The following is a 24037-nucleotide window of genomic DNA, read 5'->3' on the forward strand; positions in this document are numbered from 1 at the left end:
CTAATTTTGCCGGCAAATGTTAAAAATCTATAAACAATTTGCCGATTCTTGCTGTTCTAGGTAGGTTATAGGTGTTTTAATCTGCTTATATTTTTATTTTTAAAGGCGCAATTTCATAGACGTACGCAATAAAATCGTTACCATGATGGGCAATCTAATGATTCTCTAGATTGGTAAGAAAGATATCATGACTGTACTAAAAACAGGCGATATAGCCCCTATTTTTATCTTAAACGCCGCTAACGCGGATAGTACCGAACAAACAATCTCGCTTGTAGCCTTACGTGGCCAATGGGTAGTGCTGTACTGTTATCCCAAGGATGACACTAGTGGTTGTACTGTGGAAGCTCAAGATTTTACAGCACTTAAACAAGAATTTGATGCCCTCAAAGTTGCTGTCTTTGGGCTTTCGCCTGATTCTATTGCCAAACACCATAAATTTATCAAAAAATATGCTTTGAATATACCCCTCCTATCTGATGAAGAAAAAACAACGCTTTGTGCCTATGGTGTATGGATAGAAAAAAATATGTATGGACGTAAATATATGGGGGTCGAGCGTAGTACTTTTTTGATCGACCCAGAAGGTAAAATCGCTCAATTATGGTCGAAAGTATCTGTGCCTAACCATGCAAACGCCGTATTGAGTGCTGTTCGTCAGCATATAGGGCAATGCTCAACGTCCTAAAAAGAGCATTCTTAGTAGACTGATTTTATATCTTTTTATATTTTCGGGCATACTGAAATAGGCCGCCGGCATTGATGATTGCAGCTAACTCTCCAACGGGAGCAAGAGGAAAGATTTTTTGGTTGCTTTCTATCCGTTGGCGATCAAGGTGGATAATCACTTGATCGCCCGTTTCCAGCTCTCTATTGAGGTGTGTATCACAGCTGATTGGTAAAAGCTCTCCGGTGGCTACGCAATTACGGAAAAAGATACGTGCATAAGACTGGGCAACCACTGCTTTTACACCAGCGGCGCCCAAAGCACGCACCGCATGCTCACGTGATGAGCCACAGCCAAAATTTTTTCCTGCTATAATAATAGGATATTTTGCTCGCCCCGCTTTTTCATCAATAAAGGGTAAAGATCCTTCTGGCAAACCACACATAGCCAATGAAGCCAATTGTGCATAACCTTCTGGGGTGGAAGGATTTACTTTTAAATATTCTCCACTTAAAATTTGATCAGTATCAATATTATCACCTAAGATATAAATAGATCCGCTAATGCTACTCATTATTTAAACCTTCTAAATGAACGAACCAGCGACTGTGCTTACTTAAAACAACTAGAAAATAAATAAGAGGAGCCATAGCTATACCGTTTACAGATAGGCTTTTGGATGGACAATTTTCCCTGCAACCGCGGCAGCTGCTACAGAATAAGGCGAAGCTAAATAAATCTCAGCCTGTTTATTACCCATACGGCCAACAAAATTTCGATTGGTTGTAGAAATAACGGCAATTGGAGCGTTAACACGGCCAAACGTATCAGTAGGCCCTCCGCAACAAGCCGCACAACCCGCTTCAGAAGATAATTTCACTCCTGCATGATCAAAAATTTCATAGATTGATAGGCCGCTGATCTTTGTCATAATCAATTGGCGAAATACTTCTTTTGTAGCAGGAACCGCAAAAGTAGGAATTTTTACTTTGCGTCCCTTTAATATTTGAGCCGCGGCGGTGAAATCTTCTAACTTTCCGCCTGTGCAAGACCCAATATAAGCTTGTGAAATTGCAATATCTCCCAATTTGCTAATTTCCACAACATTGTCGGGTGAATGGGGTTTCGCAACCATAGGCTCCATCGTGCTTACATCTATGATAAAATGGTCACGATATTGCGCATTTTTATCAGGAGTGATCACTTCATAAGGGATATCTGTGCGGGTTTTTAGGTGCTCTATTACGGCTTGGTTAGGTACCATAATACCATTTTTAGCGCCACATTCTACTACCATATTACACAGAGTCATTCGCTCCTCCACCGAAAGAGTATCCACAACTGACCCGCCAAATTCGATCGCCTCATAGGTGGCACCATCCACACTTAGTTTGCCCAATAATGCTAAAATCATATCCTTTGCCATCAAGGCCTTAGGTTTATGACCCACAAAATCTACGCGGATGGAGGCAGGAACTTTAAGGGGGATTTCTCCTGTTCCTACCGCGTAAGCAGCATCGGTGATGCCTACGCCAATGGCAAAGGTACCAAAAGCGCCTGCAGTTACGGTATGAGAATCAGTACCTAGCAAAACTTCGCCCGGGCGCGCATGCCCCCCTTCAGCTAAGCCAATATGACATACGCCTTTATAATCGGGTGTTCCTACATCATAAAAATAGCGTACATTTTGCTCTTTTGCAAAAGCGCGCATCGCTTGAATGTTATGATTTGCTTGAAAATCAGCAGAGTAAGTGAAATGATCGGGAATCATAATAAAACGTGAGGCATCCCAAATTTTTGCATCCTCACCAAATTCTTTTTTAAAAACGCTTGCTACTCCCGGTGCGCATGGATCATGTGACATTAAAATATCTATTTTTGCCCAAACCACTTCCCCAGGCACAACATTTTTTCTACCGCTAGCGCGCGCTAGAATTTTTTCCGTAACTGTTTGCCCCATAAGGTGTCTCTCCTAGTCATTCAAATCGACACGGTCGCTTCTAGTTTAAAAGGATCTGCGCCTCGAAACAAGGGCTTTATCATTACATTTATAGATTCTTATCCTATTCTAGCACACTGGTAAAGCCTTAAGGGATAATAATGCTTATATATCATTTTTTCGGTATTAACCCCTCCATAAATTACTTTTAGGAGTTTTATAGCGGATGCCGTTTAAAGATTACAGATATGATAAAGATATAAGTTTATAATGTCTGTTTTATTCGAAAAATGCTTTTTATAAACCCTCTTAATTTTGACCTGCATAACGCGCACGCAACCAGATATATAAAATTCCCAAAGGAGCGTAAAAATGGCGAGCATCCACAAGAGGCAGGTTATAACAAATTTGATTCCAAGCAGAAGTTTAAGATCCATAACGATGAAGAGATCGCCCATAACAAGACGTTTCAATTCATTCCAAACAAGTGCCGCGAAAGGAAATAAGAGTGTATTAACCACATAATATATTATAAAAAAGAATTTCACTATCCATGCATTTCCTGAATTATATATAATATATGAAAAAAATGCACATAAAATAATACCAAAAAAATAAGAACGAATTAAAAAGAAAGGTGTAATACCACTAAAAACTTTCTTAATTAATTGCATATCGTATCCTTTCATTATTTAAAGAATCATAATTTCTGAAACAATCTGTATACTAAGAATATAAATGTTTTCTTTTTGTATGTAAATCATAAAATTTTACCTTTTAAAAAAATTATAACTTTTTATCCTTTATTGCGCTAAATTTTTTGCGCAATAAAACGGCACGTTTCTTTTTAATTACTTGTTGCACCCTCGCAATAGCCAAAGCGTCTTGGGGTACTGCATTGGTGATCACACTACCTGAAGCAACATAAGCCCTTGCGCCTATACTGACAGGCGCGACCAAAGCGCTATTGGAGCCGATAAAGGCATGAGCGCCAATTTCGGTTTTCCATTTATTATAACCATCATAATTGCACGTAATGGTACCCGCTCCAATATTAGCGTGGGCACCAATTGTGGCATCGCCGATATAGCTAAGGTGATTAACCTTTGCACCAACCCCGATTTGCGCCCCTTTAATCTCACAAAAATTGCCAATTTTTGCCGATTCAGCTAATATAGTACCAGGTCGTAAACGAGCATAAGGCCCAACAACGCTAGCTGGGCCGACAATAGTTCCTTCAAGATGGCTGAAAGCACGGATATGTGCCCCCTCCCCTACCTCCACGCCTACTCCAAAGTATACATGTGGTTCAATTACCGCATCACGACAAATCATCGTGTCATAAGAAAAATAAACCGATTCAGGTGCTTCCAAGGTAACGCCTGTCAGCATTACTGCCCGTGCTTTGCGTTTTTGCCATAGGGCTTGTGCTTGCGCTAATTCATAGCGATTATTGACCCCCATCGCCTGTTCAAATGGCACCTCAAGAGCTTGAACGCGATGTCCTTGTGCCACAGCTATCTTTACGATATCAGTAAGATAATATTCACCTTTTGCATTTTCATTGCTCACCTGTTCTAAAAGCGATAGAGCGTAACGGCCACTTAGAGCCATTAATCCGCCATTACAAAATTGGATTGTTTTTTCGACAGGACTTGCATCTTTGTCTTCAATAATTGCTTGTAGCTGCTCATCTTTAACAATTAAGCGCCCATAGCCCGTAGGATCATTACAATGAAAGCCCGTTACAACAATATCAGCACCTTCCGCTAACATTGACCGAACTTTTTGTACATAAGACGCCTCAATTAACGGCATATCAGCAAAGGCAATGAGAATATCATCGATACCCGACTCTAATGCAGCCCGAGCTACTAAGACGGCATGTGCTGTTCCTTGTGGCTTTTCTTGGTAAAAAAAGCTAACATCAGGCATAAAAGTTGATACAGCCTGCACAACGGATTCAGCCGCATGGCCTACTACTACCGCTATTTTATCGGCACCGCTTGCTTGCATTTGGTCCACCACGTGGTTAACAAGCGCAAGCCCAGCAATTTTATGTAAAACTTTTGGCAAGGAAGAGCACATACGTGTACCCTCGCCTGCTGCTAAGATGATAGAAAGACATTTTCTATTCATGAAATTCTCTTTGGTTTCGTTATCTATAGAATCTTAAAAAAGATTAGTGAGAAAAGACTTCACATCCAGCCATGTTAGCCCTTCTATATTTCCAAAAACAGGGTAGTTTTCAAGCAACCAAAAAGAAAAATTCTGCATATAACCAGTAAGAAATAGAAGGCCAGTAAGAATAAGCAAAAAGCCAATAAACTTTTCCACTTTACCTATATGTTTCCTAAAGCGCTGTAAAAAACCCATAAAACTATGTGAAAAAAGGGCTGCCAAAAGAAAAGGGATAGCTAAACCACAGGAATAAAGTGCTAACAAAAGCGCTCCTTCGGCCACTGTATCTTTGCTACCAGCCAAAGTAAGAATAGGACCAAGAATGGGGCCAATACACGGAGTCCAGCCAAAAGCAAAAGCAAGGCCAATAATATAGGCCCCTATAGGCCCATGGGGGGCTTTTTGAGCTTGAAAACGAGCTTCATAGGATAAGAACCTCAAGCGAAATATACCCAAAAAATTGAGACCAAAGATAATGATAACAATGCCAGCAAAAATGGCCAGCCAGTCACGATAATAGCCAATAAAATGACCGATGCTACTGGCACTTGCCCCAAGCGCTACAAAAACCGTGGTGAATCCTAAAGAGAAAGCTAGAGCTGCACGCAATAATGGCCACCTCGCTTTACGTCCCTGTGGAACCTTTAGGCGAAATTCATCCATACTAACCCCAGCCATATAGCATAAATAGGGCGGAACTAAGGGCAAAACGCAAGGAGAAAGAAAAGATAAGGCTCCTGCTAGTAAAACCCCATAGGTTGAAAATTCCATTATTTAATCACCCTCTTTTTTAGTGGCATTATTCATGCCAAGTGCTAATCAAAAATGCTTATTCCCAAGCCATGCTCTACCACCTATATTAGATTCACTGACGGTTCCCTAATTAATTAGTCAAATTTAGTAATATTTTGGTGGCGTGCACGAATATACCGAACTGTACCACTATGGGAGCGCATCACGATACTATCCGTTTGGATATAGTTTTTAGTGAATTTTACACCTGCAAGTAAGTTTCCGTCGGTAACGCCAGTTGCGGCAAACAAAACGTCGCCCTTGGCCATTTCTTTCAGCGTATAAATTTTATGCGGTTCCTTAATGCCCATTCTTGCGGCTCGTGCACATTTTTCATCGCTATCTAAAATTAAGCGTCCTTGGATTTGTCCACCCATGCAACGCAAGGCCGCTGCCGCTAAGACGCCTTCGGGCGCGCCACCGATACCCATATAGATGTCTATACCTGTCTCATCTGGATCGGTTGTATGCATAATAGCTGCCACATCACCATCGCCAATAAGGCGAATAGATGCACCTGTCGACCGCACATCTTCAATTAATTGTGTGTGCCGTGGTCGATCCATAATACAGGCGGTAATCTGATTAACCGCCACGCCTTTTGCTTTGGCCAAAGCGTGGATATTATCTATAGCAGACGCATCAATATCCACAACACCTAGGGGATAACCAGGACCTACGGCGATCTTTTCCATATAAACATCAGGTGCATAAAGCAGATTTCCCCTTTCTGCGATGGCGATTACCGCTAAGGAATTCGGTAAATTTTTTGCGCATATAGTAGTGCCCTCTAAGGGATCAAGCGCAATATCGACGCAAGGCCCTATCCTTTGCCCGACCTCTTCCCCAATATAAAGCATAGGGGCTTCATCACGCTCGCCCTCGCCGATGACAACTCTTCCAGAAATGGTAAGCTGGTTTAGCTCGCGGCGCATGGCGTCTACGGCTGCTTGATCAGCCGCCTTTTCATCACCTCGCCCACGCCAATGAGCCGCGGCCACCGAAGCACGTTCTGTAACGCGTGTTAATTCTAGGGTAAGAATACGATCTAAATGATCGGATTTATGAGCAACAAATTTTGGCATGATATTCCACAATTAGGTTAGGGTTAAAAACCAGATCAAAGCAACCCATCTTTGTAACCAAAAAAGGCTTAACAAAGTCGCCTGCTCACCTATATTGCGCCTCCCATAGCATAATCCTTGCTTAATGATAAGGAAAATCCCTCGTATATAAAAGATTTTCACATCTATCCAGAAGGGCGCACAATTGGGATATATTGCGGCTTGGCGATAAGATAGCCATTATTGGTCATTGCTGAAAGAGCACAACGTACTGCTGCTTCAGTAGTTTCATGCGTAATAAGGATAATTGTTTTATGCCCTACATGCATCGCATTTAAAGGCTGGTTTTCTTTTGGTCTTTGTACAATTGATTCCAATGAAATATTATTATCAGCCATATGGCCAGCAATGCTTGCAAATACCCCAGCGCGGTCTGAAACGCTAAGGCGGATAAAATATCCCCCTGCATGGGCACGCATTTTTGCCTTTGGGTAAGCTGTTAATGCATTAGCTGGTTTATTAAAGACTGCAGCGTACTGAAAGCCAGGACGTGACTTAGCAATATCAGCTAAATCCCCTACCACAGCAGAAGCGGTGGCGGCACCACCAGCGCCAGGACCACATAATAATAATTCGCCCAAAAGATCTGTTTGAATCGAGACAGCATTTGTCGCCCCCTGAACTTGCGCTAAAGCGGAGGAAATAGGAATCATGGTAGGGTGCACATACTGTTCAATACCGGTTTCTGTGCGGGTAGCTACTCCTAATAACTTAATCCGATATCCCAATTCATCTGCAGCTTGAATATCGGCCAGAGATATATTGCTGATCCCTTCACAATAAATCGCTTCCAGTTCAATTGTGCTCCCAAAGGCAAGGCTTGTTAAAAGAGCCAATTTATGGGCTGTATCATTGCCTTCAATATCAAAGGTTGGATCAGTTTCTGCATAGCCAAGTCTTTGTGCTTCTTTTAAGCAATCATGAAATGAAAGTGATTTTTGGTGCATACGAGTGAGAATATAATTGCATGTACCATTGAGAATGCCATAAATTTTTGAGGCGCGATTGCCACAGAGAGACTCTCTCATAGTTTTTATGATGGGGATGCCTCCCGCCACTGCGGCTTCAAAATTAAGGAGAACGCCCTTCTCTTCAGCCAAGGTAGCCAAAGCTAATCCGTGGTGAGCTAAGAGCGCTTTATTAGCAGTAACCACATGGCGCCCTCCTTCCAAAGCTGCAAGGATAGCGCTATAGGCGACACCTTCTTTACCCCCAATAAGCTCAACGAATACATCAATAGCAGCATGTCTGGCCATGACAATAGGATCATCAAACCATTGGACACCTGAAAGATCTAGACCGCGATCACGGGTGCGATCCCGAGCGCTTACTGCTACCACCTCAATAGGGCGACCGCATTGTTCATGCAAACTAGATGCTTTTTTTTGCAAAATTTGCAAGGTTGAAATTCCCACTGTTCCCAAGCCTGCTATCGCCACTTTTAATGCTTGTGTCATTTTTCTCTCTTTTTTGAGTTAGGGAAATTCATCATTCGCTTAAAAAACGCTTTAAGCTACGAGCTGCTTGGCGTATACGATGCTCATTTTCTACTAAAGCAATACGAACGAAATCGTCACCATGTTCTCCAAATCCGATTCCTGGCGCCACAGCAATTTTTGCCTTATTAATCAATAACTTTGAAAATTCTAGGGACCCTAGATCACGATATTTTTCTGGTATGGGAGCCCAAGCAAACATAGTAGCTTCTGGAGCCGGTATAGCCCAACCAATGCGGGCAAAGCTCTGTATCATTACATCGCGGCGTTTTTTATAAACCTCGCGTACCATGAAAATATCAGATCCATTACCACTTAGTGCGTGTGCAGCTGCTGCTTGAACTGGAGTAAAGGCTCCATAGTCGAGGTAGGATTTTACCCGTGTGAGAGCGGCAATTAACCGCTCATTACCTACCGCAAATCCTATCCGCCAACCTGGCATAGAAAAGGTTTTTGACATAGACGTAAATTCCACACTCACATCTATTGCGCCTGGAATCTCAAGCAAAGAAGGTGGCGGCATGTTATTGAAATAGATTTCTGCATAGGCTAAATCAGATAGTAAAATAACCCCATGCTTTTTGGCAAAAGCAACAACCTCACGGTAAAAATCTAACTCAGCGATATAAGAAGTTGGGTTCGAAGGATAATTAAGAATAACAACAGAAGGCTTAGGAATAGAATGCCTGACCGCGTGGTCAAGAGCACGCAAAAAGTTTTCATCAGGCTTAGCAGGTATAGAGCGCACTACGCCTCCCGACATGATAAAGCCAAAGGAGTGAATCGGATAGGTAGGGTCAGGGCATAATACAACGTCGCCGGGTGCTGTTATGGCTTGAGCCATATTAGCGAAGCCTTCTTTAGAACCTAACGTCGCTACAACTTGGGTTTCTGGGTCGAGCTTCACGCCAAAGCGCCGCGCATAATAAGCGGCTTGGGCGCGCCTTAAACCTGATATGCCTTTTGATGCTGAATAACGATGGCTACGCGGATCTTGCGCAACCGCACACAATTTATCAACAATTGTTTGGGGGGTGGGTAGGTCTGGATTGCCCATGCCGAGGTCAATAATATCCGCCCCACTTGTCCGCGCTTTTGCTTTTAAACGATTTACCTGTTCAAATACATAAGGAGGGAGGCGACGAATTTTATGAAACTCTTCCAACATATAATATCCAATACAAATATAATCAAAGAAAGGAAAAAACCTAATCGTGGCTGGCATCTTAGAAAAAGAAAAACTTTTCGGCAAGGCTTCTAATGTTAAAAGCTTTACAGCTTTTAGAGATTTTTTATTTTTTCTTTCAATCGTTTGAAAGAAAAATGGCGCTCAACCGAAAATTAGAGCTCTGGTGGCGTTCCCAAAAAATAATACAAAACGCCTAATTTTTGTATGACCTAACAAGCCCGCATCGGAATCATAATACCGTAGAAAGCTTATGCGATATAATAGGGAAACCATTAAATACATAATAAACGAACCACAACATCTCTCAAAGTTGGAGAGGGTGGTATTTTAAAATAATGATGTCTTAGACCTGCATTTATAACATTTTATAAGAAATCTTATTTAAAGAATATATTCTATATTTAATAATATCATATACATCAGCTTTATTTTTCAGCTTCTTTTTATAAATAAAAATGATATTAAAAGTATTTTTTAAAATTTAATTATAATTTGTGATTATGGAAAATTTTATTTATTGACTATATAAGTAATATTCAATATTTTATCTTATGTAACCGTTACAACTTTAGAGCATATATAGAACTTTGTTATCCATGATCACATCTTTATTTTCTTAACAAATTAACCAATTTTTGCTTTCCGTTCAAACCATTTCGAACCAAGGTTTTGGTTGGCAGAGAATCCACTAAACATAATTAGAAAAAAACCTATCCACTGATATAAATTTAAAATTTTTCCATAAAAATAAAAATCAACAAGTATAGCAATAGCAGGATAAATAAAAGTAAGAATAGCAATTGAAACTGCACTTAACCTATGATAAGATGAATACATTAATATATAAGTTATACAAGAATGTACAAATCCAAAAATAAATAAATATGATAATTCTTTAACTCTAAAGTTAATTAAAACAGAAAAATTTGCAAATGGAGAAAGTACTATAGCTCCTACAAGCAGTTGTATAAGTACTACGATATGTGGCTTAACATATGATATTTTTTTACCATTGCTGTTGATATAGCCCAGAACAAAGCTGCCGATAAAGCTAATAATATTCCTTGTAGGTACGATGAATATATTGAAAAATCTAAACGCTCTATATTTGAAATAAGCACAAGTCCTACAAAAGCTATCAACATCCAAAATAATTTTATTATAGAAATTTTCTCTTTCATTATAAATGCCCATATTATAATAAAAAAGAATGGCTGTATGTGGTACACAACTGTAGACGTAGATATCGAAGATCTTTTAAAAGAAGCAAACAGTAAAATCCAATTCAAAATCAAAAATATACCACTTAATGAAATTTTTATAAAAGTAGCTTTATTTAGCATACCTTTTTTAAAATTACCTGTAAAATAGCAATACAAAGATAAACAAATAGCACCAAATAAACAACGAAAAAAAACAACATTATACGCTGTCTGACCAGACTCAATTACAAAATAACCAACGGTACCCATCAATATCATTGCAGATACCATTTCAATTAAACCCAACTTGCTATCTTTCATCATTTATTTTTTCTATTTTTAATATTCTTAGAGAGATGATTTTCTATATCAATTTAAAAAATTACAAGTTAAAATTGCAAAATTGATAACATTAAATTTATAGTGCAGTTGTAATTATCTTACAATTAAAATTTTCGTGTTTTATTTTTTAGAAAATAATATTCCCTTGAATAAACACAATAATTAAAGGAAAATACGCAGTCAGGCTGATGAATTTTTCCCTAATGCCATCTTAAGGACAAGAGATGAGGGGTAGAAAGCCGTATATGGCGTAGATCACATTTTTTTAGCGTTTTTTTTAAAAAATTGAAAATTAGGGCTTGCGATTTAAAACAAACCCCTCTATAAGCGCAATCATTGGTTAGCGCCCATCGTCTAGCGGTTAGGACGCCGCCCTTTCACGGCGGAAACAGGGGTTCGATTCCCCTTGGGCGTACCATATATTAATAAAATCAATAGGTTATAGCAAAGTTCGGGAATTTTAGCCTCTTTGATTCTGTTATGTTTTTTTGATGTCATCCCCTTACCTTTTTTGTATTTTTTCTATCGCCTCAAGAGCGAGTCGCCGCCGATCAGCGCTCTTTGTATAAAGCGATGCCATCTCGTCATCAGTCCAACCAAAAATGGCTTTCAGTTGAGCCACCGTTGCCCCCGAATTCGCCGCCCGAGTCGCCGCTAATTTGCGTAAGCCATGAGCGGACTTTTTAATGCCCGCCTCGTTACATGCTTCCCGAAACAAATTACCAAAACTTTCTTTGGCAAGCGCCCTACCCCCTTTGCCGCAAATAAATGTTTCTTCTCCTATTGGTCCCGCTTTAATGGTAGCTTCTAGCTCGGGTAAAATAAGTAAGAACACATCTGTTTGAAACTGGCTCTTTTCCGTCTTTAAGTGAATGACGCCATCGGTGACATCTTTCCAACCAATCCGCACCGCGTCGCCACGGCGCAGGCCAGTATACAGCAACACATCAATCCATACCCGTTCATGCGTACCCAGTGGCCAGCGTCGGTAGTATTTGTCTATGTCGTCTTCTAACCATACGGCAAAGCCTTTCTTATTGGTAAGTATAGGAGCCTTAACGCCAAGCGTTGGATTATCTATAAGTAAGTCCTGCTCAAGCGCCCATTTAAATACGCCTCTAAACGCTTTCAAAAATTCTCTAGCCGCCGCAGGAGTCTCTTTGCGCCGCTCCACCGCGTCAATAAAGTGTTGACGCTTAAGCGCTTTATAAGGCACATGCCCCATGTCTTTCTCGGCTTTCTCTAAGATAAGCTCACGTTGCCTTTTGGTAGGAGAGGCTAATTTATGCCACTCCATGCTTTTGTAATATTTATTTAAAAGCCATGAGAAAGAGCCTTCTGCATTGCGCTTGCCTTTAATCGTTATTGGCGTTTGCCCCTGTAATTGGGCAATAGCGCTTTTATAGTTATCCACGAATTCTTGTGTACCATATGTGCCTTCTACTCTAATGCGCTGGCCTTTATTGATACGAACATACCAAAGCACTTTCCCATGACGGCTGTGTTCTCTCACTAAATGGGGTGGACGCGGCTTAGGCATAACACTCACAAACAGATATCGTATTTATCGTAAAAAGCATCAGAACTTGCCTGTGTGGTAATAGAGCTTTGAGTGGTTAGCTCTGTTTCTTCTGCGCTCTCGTTGAGATAGATAATAACCTCGCCATCTGGTTTGATGGCTATACGGTCACAGCCTAGCTTCTTGGCTTCACGCAAAGCGCGGGCGATAGCTGGTTGGGTTATGGTAGGAGGTCGGTGTCCCATATATCTTGCTCCATTAGCTGTAAATCTTCTCTTATCATCCTATCGCGCTGGATTTGGCGGTAAGCTTATCCTCAAGAGCCTGCACCTCTTCAAGGAAGGCATGCACACATGCTTCTATCTCTTGAATGCGTGCCTCATCACGCCATAGGCGCTTGATCTCACTCCTTAAGCTTGCATTCCTTTCGCTAAAGCGTGGGTCAAAACTAATAAAATCCACCCATTGCCGCCCCGTGCACGCCAGTTGAAACTGCATCTGGGCTTGCCATTTGGGCTTAATAATCCCATCAATTAAAAAGCGGGCATGAGTGGTGGAATGGGGGCATTTGATCTCTATCAGACCATCATCACCTACCAAGCCATCTGGGCTTGCCCCCGCCATGGCAATACTAGGGTGGGGAATAAAGCCACAAGCACTAACCTCATGCCCCGTCATAAAGCTATAGTCTTCCAAGGCATCATACTCATGATCAATGCCCCATTGCATGGCCGCCGTTACATAGGTCTCTATCGCCTTGCCGGTAAGCCGCTCGGTCAATAGCTGGATCTTATAATCCTCATAGTCCGCGCTTGGCAGGCCTTTTGCTGTTCTATTGACAACGCAATACACCTTAGAGGCAGTTACTTTGCCAAGGCGGGCATCAAACCATGCGGCAGTTCTTTGTTCCATATGAACCTCTAAGCAACAGAAAGGGTTTGCGCTTGTGAACTGTGCAAAGCTTGTTTCTTTTTAAGCAGTTGCAAAAGCGTTTGCGCTTGGCTTTGCGATAGGCTTTCAAAGCTTGATGCATGAACCGATGCTAGGGCTTTTGCCTCGTCTGTTTCTGTATCCAAGATCAGCTGTTGCACCACGGCAAGCGTTTCTGCATCGGCAAAGACTTCTTGGCTTTCTGATACGGGGGCATTTAAGCGTGTTGCTTCGTCTTCATCATAGATACCAGAGAAGCCAAAGGCATAGCGGGCACATTGGATAGTCGCCTTATGGCGTAGCATACGGGCAGGCCATTTACGCCATGGGTCGGTTTGCTGTTGACATTCTTTTAGATATTCCGTGACCTCTATTGGGTCTTTAATGCTTTTGAGCCGTATTGAGCAGGTAATGGATATGAGATTGCCTGCTTGGTCGAAATGATCTTTAAAGGTCATGCCATCAAAGGCTGGATTAGATTTTATGATTTTAATCCAGCCATCAATGGACACAATGGGTGTGATACCGCCACCACGTTTTGGGAACGCGTAAATCTCTTTTGTTAGAGGATTAAGGCCGTAGGTATTGGCAACGGAAATAAAGGCGGCGAATTCTTCTGCCGCTATATTGCCTGTCATGCAAGTTTTCATAATGGTTTGGCGAAAGGCCTCTTCTGAGAAGCCATAGTTGCTTGCCATAAGAGCAAGGGGGGATTGAACAAGTTGGGTCATTAGTGGTTTCTCCTAAGCTGGGGTGGTGGAGGTAGTCGTGATACGGGTATAGCCGTTGATACAATCATTGCCTGCAATTGTTATGGAGGCGGCAATATGCGCGTTGCCTGAAATCTTCGCATTGCCGCCAACACGTGCATTGCCCCAAACTTTTGCATTGTCTGAAATCTGCGCATGGCCTGAAACTTTCGCGTTGCCTGAAATGCGCGCATCGCCAAAAATCTTCGCATCGCCAAAAACCTGCGCATCATCTGAAACCTCCGCATCGCCAAAAACCTGCGCATCATCTGAAACCTCCGCATTGCTAAGAACACATGCAGTATCAAAAACACATGCATCACCACCGATCCAGCAGGTGCCATTATGGCTTAGGTGGTATTCGCTCTCAACAAAGCCGCCCAAGTCTCCAGCTTCCACATCGCCAAAATTGCGTAGGGCTTTGATACGGTAGAGGGTGCGGCCGTCGATTTCTTTTGTTTCTTGAGTCAGTTCGTATTTCTTTTCCATTAGTTTAGTCCTTATCGTTAGACACAAAGAGCCCTTAGCCATGCTTTAGGCATAAGCCCGTTGTGTACTGATTAAGTTTTTTGATTAGGAGGCTTGGTCTAAAATTCCACTGTCGATTTCTGTGTAGCCGCCTAGTTCTACGCAACCTCTAACAAGCGTGTTACCTCCAATATGAGCACTTTCTGAAATCCGCGCGCCGCCTTCGATACATGCTCTGTTTCCAACAAGCGCGCTCCCTTCGACCAGAGCGCTATGTGTAATGACCGCGTTACCTTCAACACGTGCTTTTCCTCTAACACACGTGTCACCTTCAACACGTGCATACTCCTCAACACGGGCATTTTCTGTAACACGTGCATCGTCAGCAATCGTTGCATCACCACAAACCCTCGCGTTACCCGAAACATAAGCATTGTCTATGACCTTTGCATCGTCATAAAACACATGCATTATCATTAACCCAACAGTCGCCCCTATGGCTTAGGTTTCTTTCGTTTTCTACAAAGCCGCCTTTATCGCCTGCTTTGACATTACCAAAGTCACGTAAGGCTCTGATACGGTAGAGGGTACGTTCGTTTACTTCTCTTGTTTCTTGAGTCAGTTCATATTTCTTTTCCATGCCTATTCCCCTGTAATGACTGTGTTACCAGAAACGTGGATATCGCCGCCTATTACTCCATTACCTTCAACAAGCGCATGGCCTGAAACCTGCGCATAGCCACTAACCAATGCATCATCACAAACCCGCGCATAGTCAAAAACCTGTGCATTGTCAGCGACCCAACAATCGCCTTCATGGTCTAGGTTCTGTTCACTCTCAATAAAGCCGCCCAAGTCACCCGCTTTCACATCGTCAAAGTCGCGTAGGGCTTGGATACGATAGAGGGTATGGCCGTCTATCTCTTTGATCTCGTTAGTGAATTGGTATTTCTCTTGTATGTAGCCATGTGTGAGGACTGTACCGCCGGAAACGTGCGTATCGCTGTCTATTACTGCTTTACCTTCGATACGTGCGTTGCGTTCAATTTGTGCATCGCCATAAACCTCTGCATTGCCAAAAATCTGCGCCCCTTCAGCAATTTTTGCGTGGTCATAAATCTTTGCGTTGCCAAAAACTTTTGCATTGCAATAAATCTTTGCGTTGCCAAAAACTTGCGCATTGTCATAAACAATTGCATTGCCACCAACTTCCGCATTGCCTGAAATGTGCGCATCACCTAAAATTTGCGCATTCCAATCAAGACACGCATCATCTGAGACCCGCGCATCATCAAAAACATATGCATTATCAAAAACACATGCATCACCCCCGACCCAGCAGGTACCATCATGGCTTAGGCGGTATTCGTTCTCAACAAAACCGCCTAAATCACCCGCTTTGATATCACCAAAGTCGCGTAAGGCTTTGATACGGTAGAGGGTGCGGCCGTCGATTTTTTTTTTTGTTTCTTGAGTCAGTTCATATTTCTTTTCCATGCCTATTCCCCTGTGATGACTGTGTCGCCGTCTATTACCCTGTCACCATCAATATGCGCACCGCCTGAAACCTGCGCATTACCCATGACCCGCGCCTTACCTGAAATCTGCGCATTGCCTTCAATACGTGCGTGGTCATAAATCTTTGCATAGCCTGAAACTTTCGCATGGCCTGAAATCCTCGCGCCACCGTAAATTTCTGCGTTTTCAAAAACCTGTGCATTCTCCCAAATCGACGCATTGACACCAACAAACGCATTATCAAACACCCTCGCGTTACCTGAAACATAAGCATTGTGTGTAATACGTGCTTCACCAAAAGCACATGCATTGCCTCCAACCCAACAATCGTCTTCATGGTCTAGGTTGGCTTCGGTTTCAATAAAGCCTCCTAAATCGCCAGCTTTAATACCTCTAAAGTCGCGTAAGGCTTGGATACGGTAGAGGGTACGGCCGTCGATTTCTCTTGTTTCGTTCGTAAGTTGGTATTTCTCTTTTATGTAGTCATGTGTGAGAACTGTATTGCCGGAAACGTGCGTATCGCCGTCTATTGTTGCATAACCTGAAATCTTCGCATTGCCCGAAACGATTGCATCATCACGAACCCGCGCATATTCAAAAACACACGCGTTATCTGCTACCCAACAATCGCCTTCATGGCTTAGGTTATCTTCGCTCTCAATAAAGCCGCCTAAATCACCTGCTTCCACATCGCCAAAGTCGCGTAAGGCTTGAATGCGATAGAGTTTATGGCCGTTTACGATGATGCCCTCATCTTTCAGTAGGCGGTATTTTGGGCTTAAGTCAGTCATGATATATTCCTTGCACTATGATTAAGTAATGACCCAGATAAACAATACGGCCGCGATTAAAGTCATAAAGCCTAGGCATTCAGTGATATAGATTAGGGTTTCTTTCATGACGCCTCACAAAGCATCAGCCGCACTTAAGCGGTGCTGTTGTGCATAGGTGCCGTAATAAGCATCATTAAAGGCTTGTTCTTCCCACTCAGCCATAAGGTCGGCATAGGCTTGGCTATTGCTTACCAAGGGGTGGGCTATATCGTCATCAGGCACTAGGTTGAATGTTTTTAAATAGAGGGCGGCGACCTGTTCGCTTATGTCGACAAGGCTTTGCGTTTTTGGATTAATGCAAAGTACTTTCTCTACGCCATCCATAGCCGAAAGCATGTCTAAGATATCGCCTTCATCTAAAAATGGCCCGCTTTTACCTACATGTTCCCCGTCAGAATAGGTGAGCAATAAGATCTCATCACTCGTTACAAAAAACGGTGCTTCCCTATGCATTTCAACCTCCATATCCCTTTAACTAACCAGATCAGCGAGTGCTTCTTCGTGGTTGTTAGGTTTGTGTCTATGGGGTATAATAATATCCTCTTTAGCGGATATGTCAAGCACATATCCTTTAAAAAAGATAAAATATTTAGCTTTATTATGCGAATGCATCGGTTATGGTGAATACTTCAAGGCGCTTAGACGAGGAAATCTGTTTCCAAGTAGCTTAGTTAAGACCCTGTAGTAGGTATATAAAAATGGTATTGTTCTTTTTTTGTTCTAGCTACAAAGCAAGCTAAAATAATTATCTTACATCTATGGGAAGGAACTAATCGGTGGATAAGCAAAAAGAAATAACAGATTTAGAGATTATAAAACTATGGAGCAGTTTGCCCGCTAAGGAGCGTCAATCTGTGATAAATCTGCTTCAGGAGTTCGCGAACGCAAAAGCATTAAAATCGCTTTCCGCTCTGGAGGAGATGCCTTTGAAAAAAGGGTAATAAACTCTTCCTGTTCTGAAGTAATATTATAGCCATAGATTATGTAAGACAAGCTTACATTAATTTCTTGGCATACCCGCGACAAAGAGTCGATTGTAGGCTCTTTGCCTTCTGACAAAATCGAATGAATATAACCAGGCCCCTTGCCCGCAGCAAGGGACACAGATCGCATAGAACGACCGCTATTTTCTAGGCTTTTTATTAGGCGTTCCCGCCATCCGTCTATATCCATGGTAAAACTATTATATGGCGCTTTTTTGATAAATTACACGTCTTTTTTAAAAAACACTTGAATAATCCTCTAAAGAGGATATAATCACCTCTATGACACATCAATATCACCCCGTTTTGAAGGATATAGAAAAGTTCTTACAGGATACTGGCATGGGATCCGCCTATCTAGGTAAAAAAGCTGTGGGAAATTCTGAAGTGGTGGCACGCTTACGAAAAGGCGGTCGCGTTTGGCCTGAAACCGAAATGCGCATTCGTGCTTTCATGAAGCAATATTCTACCATTACACGCGGTAGCGTTTCTAATCAAGTATCACCAAAAAGCAACTATAGCGGGAAAAGTTCCCCTATAGCTAACAAAAGTACAAAGAATGATGCTTCCCCCTCTTGCGGTACGTCCGACCTACCGCAGGACGCCGCCCGCGCCCAGTCAAACCCCCGAGTGGGCGCGGGTGGCAATCATAACAACTATAGCGTGCATACATAAAGAGCACACCATATCAACAGATGAAGACCATAAGGAATATGATCATGACAACAACAGAAGAACCTAAAGAACCCACCTACGAACAAATGCAAAATATTATAGACCAGCTAAACTCCATACAAAACCTTCTCGCAACGATCATCCGTAATCAATGAATGCGCTAAAGGCGGCTAAGCCTAAAGGAATACAACCATGCTACTAGGACTCATTTTCGCCGTCGTATCAGCAGTCTATCTAATTTCCATGGCTAGCGGTTACTACGCTCACCGCCTCGATAAGCGCATAATAGCCCAACAAAAAGAAACCATAGAAGAGCTTACCAGTACGCTAGTTGAAGCAGAAAACGCCCTAAACAAGCAAGAGTACATGATCAAAAACCTTAGCGGTTTTCTGAAAGGCGAACAACCTAATGTCCACCTTGTCCGTATTGGCATTAGCGTTGAAGACAATGACCAAATCGTAAGCGATGAAGATAGTTCATCAGAAGAACACGCAAAGATGCATTAAGAAGAACGGGGATATTAAGGAAATGGATATTGTTACTACTCCGGCAACATTTACTATTGCTTTAACAATTTTTATAGCAGCTTGTTTATTTTATGTATGGTTTGGGTTTGATTTTCTTACGGATTTATTTCCACGCCTTGGGTGGTTCATCATTTCCCTCTGGGCTCTTTCTTACATAGTTACATCAGTTTTTGTTACCACTCAACCTACAAAAACATGCTGTTGTACAGCGCAATATGTAACAAATCCAAGCGAACAGACAAAAATAGAGTAGGGAATTAATATGATAGCTTTTGAAATTGCAATGGTAATATTTTTAATAACCAGTCTCATTTGTATGATAGCTGGAATAATATATTTCATACAAAAGCGCCGATATTTTGGCATTCTCCCTGCTTGTATTTGTATAATTTGCTTTTTTTTTATGGTCAAATTCCCCCCCCCGAAACGTCTATAGACAACTCAGCATGTACATCGCAATGCATGACGCAACAACCGAGAAACTCTCAGTAGTTGAAAGGAAAGAACGATGAAAAAAGCCGTATTACTAAGATGCATTAGGGATATGTGAAATGGATATCATCATTGCGCTAGCCTCTTTGGCTGTAAACATCATTTTCATAGGCTTTGCAGTTTGGTTTTACCGCGTGTATGGCAATCCGCTTGATTTAGAAAAGTATAGACGTATCAATAGAGAGAATAAAGGGGTTATCCTTTATCAAAGTAAAGCTATTTCTGATCAGAATAGGACTATTGAGGACTTAAAAAAGTCTATTAACGACCTAAAAAAGCCTGAAGATGAAAAGCAAGAGGCCATACTAGAGCTAAGGAAAATCATTAAGGAAAAAGACAGCGTTATTAAGGAAAAGGACAGCGTTATTAAGGAAAATTCTAATAAAATATCCGACATGTCATTTATGCTACGGATGTTCGAGATAGAGAACGCAACTTAGAGAAGAAGTAAAAGAGAAGAAAAACTACATTAAGTTTCTTAAGGGATATTCTTTGATATGAGAAATGGAAAAACAAGCAAGAAAATCTAGCTGAGAGAAAGGTGCATTCTATGACCACAATAGAAATAATATTTTCAATAGTATCTACAGCACTCCTCCTGCTTTGCCTTGGATTTTATTTCAACGCTTATGCTTTTAGGAAACTATCGCAAAAGCGCCAAGAGCGTTCTGAAAAAGAAATCGCGCGTATCATTAATTACCTAAAGGATATGCAAAGTCAGATTGATATAATTACTAGCCAACAGGAAGAGCTTATTAAGGATCCTAAAGGCCGAGACCTAGAACCATTTATAGAGTCTTCCGAAACAAAGCCTAATAAATATGATGAAGAAGGAACGGCACATGGGTACCGCGTACCTTTTGCATTCGAGCTTGATTTAGACTTTGCTCAAAAGCAAGGCTTCACGGAGGAAGGGGCTATATTAGAAGCCGAAAGGTTTCGTCAAGCTTTTGAAAACAGGTACTGTTACGGCGAAAAATTATATTACCAGAAACATCACTGGATCGTTGCGTGGAAAAATTGGGTTCGTCAAAGAAAAGCCTTTCGAGGAACCCATTAGATGAGAAAAGCTAGATTATAAGGTGCGCGAGACAATGACAGAAAGTATTTTATTCTCAATCATAGGCTTATCTCTGAGTTTATGTACTTGGATTTTCTTCATATCGCATAGAGATATTAAGCTTATAAATCAGATAACGATAGATATAGAACAAAATTCAGCAATCCTCAAAGAGGAAGAGATGACAACAGAAGATTTGATGAAAAAGTTTTCTGAAATAGAAAGAGATATTTTAACTGTGAAAAGAAAGTGATAAAAAATGTTCATGCCAACAATCCAATATGTTTTATTTTTTTGGTCGCTATTTCTACTATTATTTTATTTTATTATCAAAAAAAGAATAAAAAAAACAAAGTACACTTGTGCTAATATTTTATATAGAAAGAAATCCGGAATAAGAAGACAAGTAGTCTTAAAAAGATTTATAAAATACAAGATAGAAGAAGCGAAAAGTGAACTAGAAAATCTAAAGGAATTGCAAGGATAGATTATTAACTTTATTTTATAGGAGGGATATCAAGACTATATTTTATATGTACCGTCTCATTATGATCATTGGCAGATGTATGATGTATATGAAGTGTAATCTTTGGCTCATTGTACGGCTCATTGCACAGGAAATGTAGATCAAGAATAGTATAATTAATGTGCTGTTTTTTAGGGCGTATATTGATGATTTTCAATAATACACAAGACTGTTCTAAAGCTTTTTTGCATGATCCATAGAAGCAAAGGTGTTTTTCCTCTGTCCTTTTTGCTGTAGGATTTTCACGCAAAATGGGATTAAGTTCCGTTCCAATAAACTCTAAATGGAGAACATAAGATTCATCATCATACATCTTTTCGATATATTCTTGTTCGTTTTCCATGAAAAAAGACTACCAATCTTATTGGTTAGACTTCTCATTTTATCTTTAAAGGACTCAAATGTGCATGCATTTTCTTTAAAAATTAATGGATTGTCATCGGATATAAAGATATCCTTGATGATTATACTGTTGTTGGAGTTATTTATTAATTTTAATGAAACTATGAGCTCCCGCGAAAAACTACCATCTTTATTGCTTAAGTCACATTCATTACTTTCTGGAAAATATGCATGTATTCGCTCTATTTCTAAGGGAAGTCCAAGATCAACTTTTCTTTTTTCCTCTAAATTCAAGCCAAGTTTTGCTAAAGAAATTATCGTGTTTTCTTCCAAGCTTTTGGCTTTATTTTTTTCTATTTCTAGAGCTTCTTTGTTTGTCTTATTTTTGTTCCATAAGTGGACAAATTTTATAATACGCCCAATAATCGTGATTATTATTCCCGCTATAGGGATAATCCAGACTAAGTTTTTGCTTATCCAATCCCACATCCGTAATTACCCCCCTTTGCGTTTTATTTATTCAATAGCAAAGCACTGTAATTCGCGTTTTATGATTCTGCAACGGGGGTTGGCATGAGGACTATTCTATGCCTTGACCTTGGTAGCAAAATGGGCTGGGCGGCATTTTGCGGTAATGGATTTATACGCAAGCCGCAGGTACACAGCCTTGCTAAAGATGCTTTTTGCCAAGGCGCTATGACCAGCGGCTCTGTTACCTTTAAAAAAAGAACTTTTGACGGGGGCGGCGTACGCTTTTCTAAATTCCGCATATGGCTAAGTGATACCAAACACCGCTTTGAATGTGCTGGAAGTAGTCTTGATAAAATCTATTACGAAGAAGTGCGTCGCCACCTTGGAACAGATGCCGCCCATGTTTACGGCGGCTTTTTAGGCGTTCTCACCGCTTGGTGTGAACATCATCAGATTGACTATCAAGGCGTGCCCGTTGGTACCATTAAGAAGCACGCTACAGGCAAAGGCAATGCATCAAAAGATGATGTTTTAAATGCCATATGGGATAGAGGCCATCATCCAGAGGATGACAACGAGGCCGATGCCTTAGCCCTTTTATATTACGCTTTAGATCGAGAGGAGGAGGATATGGAGAGCTGATGCATATCTTGATTGATCTCACCACCGCTTTAGCAAACTCTGGAGCTAGCGCAGAGCAAATAGTTGCCGCGGTTCATGCTGTTTGCAATTACGAAAAAAAGGTACGCGAAGCAAAACGCTTGGCGCATCTTGAAGCACGCCGCTATAAGGCAATGTCACCTCTTTATATGGAGGTAGCCAATACAGACCATTTTCCCGATGTGGGAAAAGTGGTTTATGACTGTAACGAGTCTTCATATCAAGGCGAGGCAGAAGAAAAAAAGAAATCTGCTAATGCTCTTCGTCAGCAACGCTTTAAAGAACGTTTTAAAAAATGTTATGGGATAAATTATTCACGGCTTTATGACTGTAACACTAAAAGCGTTACCCAAGGCGTTACCCGCGTTACCCAAGGCGTTACCCACCCCACCGAAAGCGTTACCCAAAGCGTTACCCGCGTTACCCACCCTGCTGAAAGCGTTACCCAAGGCGTTACCCACCCCACCGAAAGCGTTACCCAAAGCGTTACCCGCGTTACCCACCCTGCTGAAAGCGTTACCCAAGGCGTTACCCACCCCACCGAAAGCGTTACCCAAAGCGTTACCCGCGTTACCCACCCTGCTGAAAGCGTTACCCAAGGCGTTACCCACCCCACCGAAAGCGTTACCCAAAGCGTTACCCAAGGCGTTACCCACCCCACCGAAAGCGTTACCCAACAAAAAAAAAAAAAAAAGAAAAAAAGACCCCCCCCCCCCCACACCCCCCTAAAAAAAAAAAAAAAAAAAAACAAACCCTATACGCGCGTATACGCGCGAGGGATCCCGAAACAAATTTCAACACTCCCTTCGACAAACCTCGACCTCGCTACAACGGCTAGTGAGCCCATAGAGGCTATTCCACAGCCCCCCAAAACACCACAATCCTCAAGGGGTTGTCGCCTACCACCCGATTTTGAGCCCGATCTTAACTTCGCTAGACAGCAAGGCTTAACGGAGGAGAAAATCTGCGTTGAAGTCGAAAAATTCCGTGACTATTGGGGCGCCAAGGCGGGGAAAGACGCCACAAAAGTTAACTGGCAAAGCACATGGCGTAATTGGATTAGAAGATCACAAGAATATTCCGCAAAAGGAGGCGGTAATGGAACCACAAATAACAACACCCGACAAAATTTTGGACAGCCCAATAACCATAATCAACAACAGCGCGGCTGGGGGCATCGCGTCGCGGAAAAAATGCTTAAGATCCCAACTACAGGAGATATGTACGCTTTTCTGTTCGAAAACACACCGCCAACCACCGTTTCTGTGGATGAAGGGGCAAAAGCCAACACCCCAAGAACAGCAGGAAATCTTATCGCTAACTAAGCAAGCTTTAAAAGAACTGGATAGGC

The 24037-nt window shown here is 41.6% G+C and carries 31 protein-coding genes and 1 tRNA gene; 10 read left to right on the plus strand and 22 right to left on the minus strand.

The window, feature by feature from the left end:
* Positions 1-187 precede the first annotated feature (187 nt).
* Positions 188-688: a peroxiredoxin gene (locus tag ACK28X_RS01895; RefSeq protein ID WP_412058001.1), complete on the plus strand. Its 501-nt coding sequence runs from the start codon at positions 188-190 to the stop codon at positions 686-688.
* A gap of 25 nt (positions 689-713) precedes the next feature.
* Here ACK28X_RS01895 and ACK28X_RS01900 read toward each other — a convergent pair whose 3' ends face one another.
* The 9 genes from ACK28X_RS01900 to ACK28X_RS01940 all read right to left on the minus strand — a co-directional run bounded on the left by ACK28X_RS01900 (position 714) and on the right by ACK28X_RS01940 (position 10914).
* Entirely contained in the window at positions 714-1241 is a 528-nt protein-coding gene (locus tag ACK28X_RS01900; protein ID WP_412058002.1) for a 3-isopropylmalate dehydratase, read from the minus strand.
* Positions 1242-1328: 87 nt separating this feature from the next.
* On the minus strand, positions 1329-2627 hold the full coding sequence (locus tag ACK28X_RS01905) for a 3-isopropylmalate dehydratase large subunit (protein WP_412058003.1): 1299 nt from the start codon (positions 2625-2627) through the stop codon (positions 1329-1331).
* Positions 2628-3392: 765 nt separating this feature from the next.
* A complete protein-coding gene (gene glmU / locus ACK28X_RS01910) occupies positions 3393-4745 on the minus strand; it encodes a bifunctional UDP-N-acetylglucosamine diphosphorylase/glucosamine-1-phosphate N-acetyltransferase GlmU (RefSeq protein WP_412058004.1) in 1353 nt (450 codons plus the stop codon).
* A gap of 33 nt (positions 4746-4778) precedes the next feature.
* Positions 4779-5558 (minus strand): cytochrome c biogenesis CcdA family protein, encoded by a 780-nt coding sequence (locus ACK28X_RS01915; RefSeq protein ID WP_412058005.1) that lies wholly within the window; start codon positions 5556-5558, stop codon positions 4779-4781.
* Positions 5559-5674: 116 nt separating this feature from the next.
* Entirely contained in the window at positions 5675-6664 is a 990-nt protein-coding gene (glpX, locus tag ACK28X_RS01920; RefSeq protein ID WP_412058006.1) for a class II fructose-bisphosphatase, read from the minus strand.
* Between the two features lie 164 nt (positions 6665-6828).
* The gene (locus tag ACK28X_RS01925; protein ID WP_412058007.1) at positions 6829-8160 is read right to left on the minus strand and encodes a homoserine dehydrogenase; all 1332 of its coding nucleotides are present in this window, start codon (positions 8158-8160) and stop codon (positions 6829-6831) included.
* A gap of 31 nt (positions 8161-8191) precedes the next feature.
* Positions 8192-9367: an LL-diaminopimelate aminotransferase gene (locus tag ACK28X_RS01930; protein ID WP_412058008.1), complete on the minus strand. Its 1176-nt coding sequence runs from the start codon at positions 9365-9367 to the stop codon at positions 8192-8194.
* Positions 9368-10012: 645 nt separating this feature from the next.
* The gene (locus ACK28X_RS01935) at positions 10013-10471 is read right to left on the minus strand and encodes an EamA family transporter (RefSeq protein ID WP_412058265.1); all 459 of its coding nucleotides are present in this window, start codon (positions 10469-10471) and stop codon (positions 10013-10015) included.
* Entirely contained in the window at positions 10363-10914 is a 552-nt protein-coding gene (locus tag ACK28X_RS01940; protein WP_412058009.1) for a DMT family transporter, read from the minus strand. Before ACK28X_RS01940 ends, ACK28X_RS01935 begins: the two co-directional genes overlap by 109 nt.
* 361 nt (positions 10915-11275) lie before the next feature.
* Here ACK28X_RS01940 and ACK28X_RS01945 point away from each other — a divergent pair.
* Positions 11276-11350 (plus strand) — tRNA-Glu (locus tag ACK28X_RS01945).
* Positions 11351-11434: 84 nt separating this feature from the next.
* On the opposite strand, the gene ACK28X_RS01950 is transcribed toward ACK28X_RS01945, so the two are convergent.
* The 11 genes from ACK28X_RS01950 to ACK28X_RS02000 form a co-directional block, all read right to left on the minus strand.
* Positions 11435-12472, minus strand: coding sequence for a tyrosine-type recombinase/integrase (locus tag ACK28X_RS01950; RefSeq protein WP_412058266.1), 1038 nt, complete (start codon positions 12470-12472; stop codon positions 11435-11437).
* 5 nt (positions 12473-12477) lie between these two features.
* Positions 12478-12696: a hypothetical protein gene (locus ACK28X_RS01955; RefSeq protein ID WP_412057949.1), complete on the minus strand. Its 219-nt coding sequence runs from the start codon at positions 12694-12696 to the stop codon at positions 12478-12480.
* A 34-nt stretch (positions 12697-12730) separates the two neighbouring features.
* A complete protein-coding gene (locus tag ACK28X_RS01960; protein WP_412058010.1) occupies positions 12731-13363 on the minus strand; it encodes a lambda exonuclease family protein in 633 nt (210 codons plus the stop codon).
* Between the two features lie 8 nt (positions 13364-13371).
* Complete coding sequence (gene bet / locus ACK28X_RS01965; RefSeq protein WP_412057340.1) at positions 13372-14112, minus strand: phage recombination protein Bet; 741 nt, start codon at positions 14110-14112, stop codon at positions 13372-13374.
* 12 nt (positions 14113-14124) lie between these two features.
* Complete coding sequence (locus ACK28X_RS01970) at positions 14125-14619, minus strand: hypothetical protein (protein ID WP_412058011.1); 495 nt, start codon at positions 14617-14619, stop codon at positions 14125-14127.
* A gap of 84 nt (positions 14620-14703) precedes the next feature.
* Positions 14704-15069 (minus strand): hypothetical protein, encoded by a 366-nt coding sequence (locus ACK28X_RS01975; protein WP_412058012.1) that lies wholly within the window; start codon positions 15067-15069, stop codon positions 14704-14706.
* Positions 15053-15238 carry a hypothetical protein gene (locus ACK28X_RS01980; protein WP_412058013.1) on the minus strand — a complete coding sequence of 62 codons (186 nt, stop codon included), beginning with the start codon at positions 15236-15238 and terminating at the stop codon, positions 15053-15055. The genes ACK28X_RS01975 and ACK28X_RS01980 overlap by 17 nt, the downstream gene beginning before the upstream one ends.
* 2 nt (positions 15239-15240) lie before the next feature.
* A complete protein-coding gene (locus ACK28X_RS01985) occupies positions 15241-16095 on the minus strand; it encodes a hypothetical protein (RefSeq protein WP_412058014.1) in 855 nt (284 codons plus the stop codon).
* A 2-nt stretch (positions 16096-16097) separates the two neighbouring features.
* Positions 16098-16907 carry a hypothetical protein gene (locus ACK28X_RS01990; RefSeq protein WP_412058015.1) on the minus strand — a complete coding sequence of 270 codons (810 nt, stop codon included), beginning with the start codon at positions 16905-16907 and terminating at the stop codon, positions 16098-16100.
* Positions 16908-17021: 114 nt separating this feature from the next.
* Positions 17022-17402: a hypothetical protein gene (locus ACK28X_RS01995; RefSeq protein ID WP_412058016.1), complete on the minus strand. Its 381-nt coding sequence runs from the start codon at positions 17400-17402 to the stop codon at positions 17022-17024.
* 384 nt (positions 17403-17786) lie between these two features.
* Positions 17787-18122 (minus strand): helix-turn-helix domain-containing protein, encoded by a 336-nt coding sequence (locus tag ACK28X_RS02000; RefSeq protein ID WP_412058017.1) that lies wholly within the window; start codon positions 18120-18122, stop codon positions 17787-17789.
* A gap of 92 nt (positions 18123-18214) precedes the next feature.
* Between ACK28X_RS02000 and ACK28X_RS02005 the strand changes: the two genes are divergently transcribed.
* The 6 genes from ACK28X_RS02005 (at position 18215) to ACK28X_RS02030 (ending at position 20940) form a co-directional block, all read left to right on the plus strand.
* Positions 18215-18607 carry a hypothetical protein gene (locus ACK28X_RS02005; protein ID WP_412058018.1) on the plus strand — a complete coding sequence of 131 codons (393 nt, stop codon included), beginning with the start codon at positions 18215-18217 and terminating at the stop codon, positions 18605-18607.
* Positions 18608-18850: 243 nt separating this feature from the next.
* A complete protein-coding gene (locus ACK28X_RS02010; RefSeq protein WP_412057088.1) occupies positions 18851-19114 on the plus strand; it encodes a hypothetical protein in 264 nt (87 codons plus the stop codon).
* Complete coding sequence (locus ACK28X_RS02015) at positions 19074-19388, plus strand: hypothetical protein (RefSeq protein WP_412057089.1); 315 nt, start codon at positions 19074-19076, stop codon at positions 19386-19388. Before ACK28X_RS02010 ends, ACK28X_RS02015 begins: the two co-directional genes overlap by 41 nt.
* A 298-nt stretch (positions 19389-19686) precedes the next feature.
* On the plus strand, positions 19687-20067 hold the full coding sequence (locus ACK28X_RS02020) for a hypothetical protein (RefSeq protein ID WP_412058019.1): 381 nt from the start codon (positions 19687-19689) through the stop codon (positions 20065-20067).
* 110 nt (positions 20068-20177) lie between these two features.
* Positions 20178-20687, plus strand: a complete 510-nt coding sequence (locus tag ACK28X_RS02025) for a hypothetical protein (protein ID WP_412057091.1) — start codon at positions 20178-20180, stop codon at positions 20685-20687.
* Between the two features lie 34 nt (positions 20688-20721).
* Positions 20722-20940, plus strand: coding sequence for a hypothetical protein (locus ACK28X_RS02030; protein WP_412057092.1), 219 nt, complete (start codon positions 20722-20724; stop codon positions 20938-20940).
* A 244-nt stretch (positions 20941-21184) separates the two neighbouring features.
* On the opposite strand, the gene ACK28X_RS02035 is transcribed toward ACK28X_RS02030, so the two are convergent.
* Both ACK28X_RS02035 and ACK28X_RS02040 read right to left on the minus strand, forming a co-directional pair.
* Complete coding sequence (locus ACK28X_RS02035; RefSeq protein WP_412058020.1) at positions 21185-21526, minus strand: hypothetical protein; 342 nt, start codon at positions 21524-21526, stop codon at positions 21185-21187.
* Complete coding sequence (locus ACK28X_RS02040) at positions 21493-22044, minus strand: hypothetical protein (RefSeq protein ID WP_412058021.1); 552 nt, start codon at positions 22042-22044, stop codon at positions 21493-21495. Before ACK28X_RS02040 ends, ACK28X_RS02035 begins: the two co-directional genes overlap by 34 nt.
* 84 nt (positions 22045-22128) lie before the next feature.
* Between ACK28X_RS02040 and ACK28X_RS02045 the strand changes: the two genes are divergently transcribed.
* Both ACK28X_RS02045 and ACK28X_RS02050 read left to right on the plus strand, forming a co-directional pair.
* Complete coding sequence (locus tag ACK28X_RS02045) at positions 22129-22668, plus strand: hypothetical protein (RefSeq protein WP_412057077.1); 540 nt, start codon at positions 22129-22131, stop codon at positions 22666-22668.
* On the plus strand, positions 22668-24011 hold the full coding sequence (locus ACK28X_RS02050) for a hypothetical protein (RefSeq protein ID WP_412058022.1): 1344 nt from the start codon (positions 22668-22670) through the stop codon (positions 24009-24011). The genes ACK28X_RS02045 and ACK28X_RS02050 overlap by 1 nt, the downstream gene beginning before the upstream one ends.
* Positions 24012-24037: the final 26 nt, after the last annotated feature.

Source organism: Bartonella sp. DGB2 (assembly GCF_046843095.1).
GTDB lineage: Bacteria > Pseudomonadota > Alphaproteobacteria > Rhizobiales > Rhizobiaceae > Bartonella.